Source organism: Bifidobacterium callitrichos, from assembly GCF_008698085.1.
In the GTDB taxonomy this organism is placed as follows: Bacteria; Actinomycetota; Actinomycetes; order Actinomycetales; family Bifidobacteriaceae; genus Bifidobacterium; species Bifidobacterium callitrichos.
Map to the genome: position 1 here is coordinate 1,839 of NZ_RZJP01000007.1, position 3,479 is coordinate 5,317.

Sequence of the window (3,479 nt, forward strand, 5' to 3'; positions counted from 1 at the left end):
TTTGCTGTTGATTTCGAAGAGCACTTTTTTGTGTTCGTCGATCGTTTTGTGATCATTCTAGTTGTATTGATGTGTCGTCTGGGAGTTCGCTATGGCAGTGCTGGCGGCCGGCATCCTTGTTGGGTGTGGGTTGCTTGCAAGGGCGTAGGGTGGATGCCTTGGCAGACAGGACCGATGAAGGACGTTTGAGGCAGCGATATTCCTCGGGGAGCCGCCAACAGGGCTTCGATCCGAGGGTCTCCGAATGTGGGAACACGGCCGTCGTTATGGGCGGTCACCGGCTTCGGCCGGGGGGTACGCAGGGAAGTGAAACATCTCAGTACCTGCAGGAAAGGATATTCCGTGAGTAGTGGCGAGCGAAAGCGGATCAGGCCAAACCGCGTGCGTGTGATACCCGTCGGGGGTTGCGTGCGTGGTGTTGCGGGAGCGTGTGTCCCGGTGCCGACGTGCCGGGCGGGAGTGATAAAACCATGTGTGAGGCGAACCGGGTTGGATACCGGGCCGTAGAGGGTGATGGCCCCGTAGCCGTATGCGCATGGTCTCCTGATCGCGTGTCCCAAGTAGCACGGGCCCCGTGGAATCCCGTGCGAATCCGTGCAGACCGTTGCATAAGCCTAAATATTCCTGTCTGACCGATAGTGTACGAGTACCGTGAGGGAAAGGTGAAAAGTACCCCGGGAGGGGAGTGAAATAGTCTCTGAAACCGTGCGCCTACGATCCGTCGGAGCCTTCTTGTGGGGTGACGGCGTGCCTATCGAAAAATGAGTCTGCGAGTCAGTGGCATGTGGCGAGCGTAAGCCGTGTGGTGTACGCGTAGCGAAAGCGAGTCTTAAAAGGCGTTTCTAGTCGCGTGTCCTGGACCCGAAGCGGGATGATCTAGCCCTGAGCAGGTTGAAGCGCGGGTAGGACCGTGTGGAGGACCGAACCCACCTGGGTTGAAAACCGGGGGGATGACTTGGGGTTAGGGGTGAAAGGCCAATCAAATTCCGTGATAGCTGGTTCTCTCCGAAATGCATTTAGGTGCAGCGTCGGTTGATTGCTTCCGGGGGGTAGAGCTACTGGATGCTTGCGGGCCCGTACAGGGTACCAACAGCAACCAAACTCCGAATACCCGTGAAGTGTATTCCGGCAGTGAGTCGGCGGGGGATAAGCTCCGTCGTCGAGAGGGAGACAGCCCAGATCGTCGTCTAAGGTCCCGAAGCGTGTGCTAAGTGGGAAAGGATGTGGAGTCGCATAGACAGCCAGGAGGTTGGCTCAGAAGCAGCCACCCTTGAAAGAGTGCGTAACAGCTCACTGGTCTAGTGGTTCCGCGCCGACAATGTAGCGGGGCTCAAGCACACCACCGAAGACGCGGCAGCAGTTTTCTGCTGGGTAGGAGAGCGTCCCACACCGGGTCGAAGCGGCCGCGTAAGCGTGTCGTGGACTGTGTGGGAGTGAGAATGCAGACATGAGTAGCGAGAGCGGGGTGAGGATCCCCGCCGCTGGATGACCAAGGGTTCCAGGGCCACGTTCATCGTCCCTGGGTGAGTCGGGTCCTAAGGCGAGGCCGACAGGCGTAGTCGAATGGATGAACGGGTCGATATTCCCGTACCGGCTTGCAGCCGCCCGATCCGAGGCAGCGAGTACTAACCTCCGTCGTCGTGTGATGTTCCCTTCGGGGTTCGGATCGTGGCGGTGTTGGGAGCGTAGCTGTAGTAGGGTAGCGCGAGGAGTGACACGGACGGGTAGCCGGCCGCGGAGGTGGTTTTCCGTGGTCAAGCACGCAGGCCGTTCCCCAGGCAAATCCGGGGGGCGTCAGGGCCGAGGTGTGATGATGGGCGCCGTTGGGCGCGAATCCGGTGATCCCGACCGTCGAGAAAAGCTTCGGCGCGAGGCTGTTTGCCGCCCGTACCCCAAACCGACACTGGTGGTCTGGTAGAGTATACCGAAGCGATCGAGCGAATCCTGGTCAAGGAACTCGGCAAATTGCTCCCGTTCCTTCGGTTTAAGGGAGACCCCCGGTGGTGAGGCGCCTCGCGCGCGGAGCTGTTGGGGGTGGCACAGAAGAGGGGGTAGCGACTGTTTACCAAAAACACAGGTGCATGCGAAGACGTAAGTCGCTGTATATGCACTGACGCCTGCCCGGTGCCGGAAGGTTAAGAGGATCCGTCAGCTCACGCGAAGCGGTGAATTCAAGCCCCGGTAAACGGCGGTGGTAACTATAACCATCCTAAGGTAGCGAAATTCCTTGTCGGGTAAGTTCCGACCTGCACGAATGGCGTAACGACTTCCCCACTGTCTCGACCAGGAGCTCGGCGAAATTGCAGTACGAGTAAAGATGCTCGTTAAGCGCAGAAGGACGAAAAGACCCCGGGACCTTTACTATACCTTGGTATTGGCATTCGGTGTGGATTGTGTAGCATAGGCGGGAGGCTTCGAAGCGTTGGCGCCAGCCAGTGTGGAGCCGCAAGGTGAAATACCGCTCTGTTCGCATTGGATGTCTAACCACGAGCAGTGATCCTGCTCTGGGACAGTGCCTGGCGGGTAGTTTAACTGGGGCGGTTGCCTCCCAAAGAGTAACGGAGGCGCTCAAAGGTTCCCTCAGCCCGGTTGGCAATCGGGTGGCGAGTGTAAGTGCACAAGGGAGCTTGACTGCGAGAGCGACGGCTCGAGCAGGGACGAAAGTCGGAACTAGTGATCCGGTGCCGGTGTACGGACGCGGCATCGCTCAACGGATAAAAGGTACCCCGGGGATAACAGGCTGATCATTCCCAAGAGTCCATATCGACGGGATGGTTTGGCACCTCGATGTCGGCTCGTCGCATCCTGGGGCTGGAGCAGGTCCCAAGGGTTCGGCTGTTCGCCGATTAAAGCGGCACGCGAGCTGGGTTCAGAACGTCGTGAGACAGTTTGGTCTCTATCCTCTGCGCTCGTTGGAATCTTGAGGAGACCTGCCCATAGTACGAGAGGACCTGGGTGGACGAACCTCTGGTATGCCGGTTGTCACGCCAGTGGCACGGCCGGTTGGCTACGTTCGGAAGGGATAACCGCTGAAAGCATCTAAGCGGGAAGCCCGCTCCAAGATAAGGATTCCATGGAACCTCCGGGTTCCGAGACCCCCCATGAAGAACACGTGGTCGATAGGCCGGACGTGGAAGCCCCGCGAGGGGTGGAGCCGACCGGTACTAACGGGGAAAAGGCAATCACACATCCTCCCGTTTGGGAGGGCGTCACGCACTGCGTGAACCACCCGGTACGACACTGAACAGGTCGAACGGGTCACAAACGTCAACACTTTTCGCGTCCGCCGTCCGGTCCCCGAACCGCCACGGTTCCATCCCCCGCCCCCTGTGGTGGGATGTCTAATTGAAGATTTGCGGCGACCATAGCCAAGGTGAGACGCCCGGTCCCATTCCGAACCCGGAAGCTAAGGCCTTGCACGGCGATGGTACTGCACCCGAGAGGATGTGGGAGAGTAGCACGTCGCCGCTACCAAACAT

Annotated in this window: 2 rRNA genes; both read left to right on the forward strand. The window is 59.1% G+C overall.

Annotated elements, in window-relative coordinates:
- Nucleotides 1-125: 125 nt before the first annotated feature.
- A 23S ribosomal RNA gene (locus EMB92_RS11395) occupies nt 126-3,188 on the forward strand.
- Between the two features lie 166 nt (nt 3,189-3,354).
- A 5S ribosomal RNA gene (gene rrf, locus EMB92_RS11400) occupies nt 3,355-3,471 on the forward strand.
- The last annotated feature ends 8 nt before the right edge of the window (nt 3,472-3,479 follow it).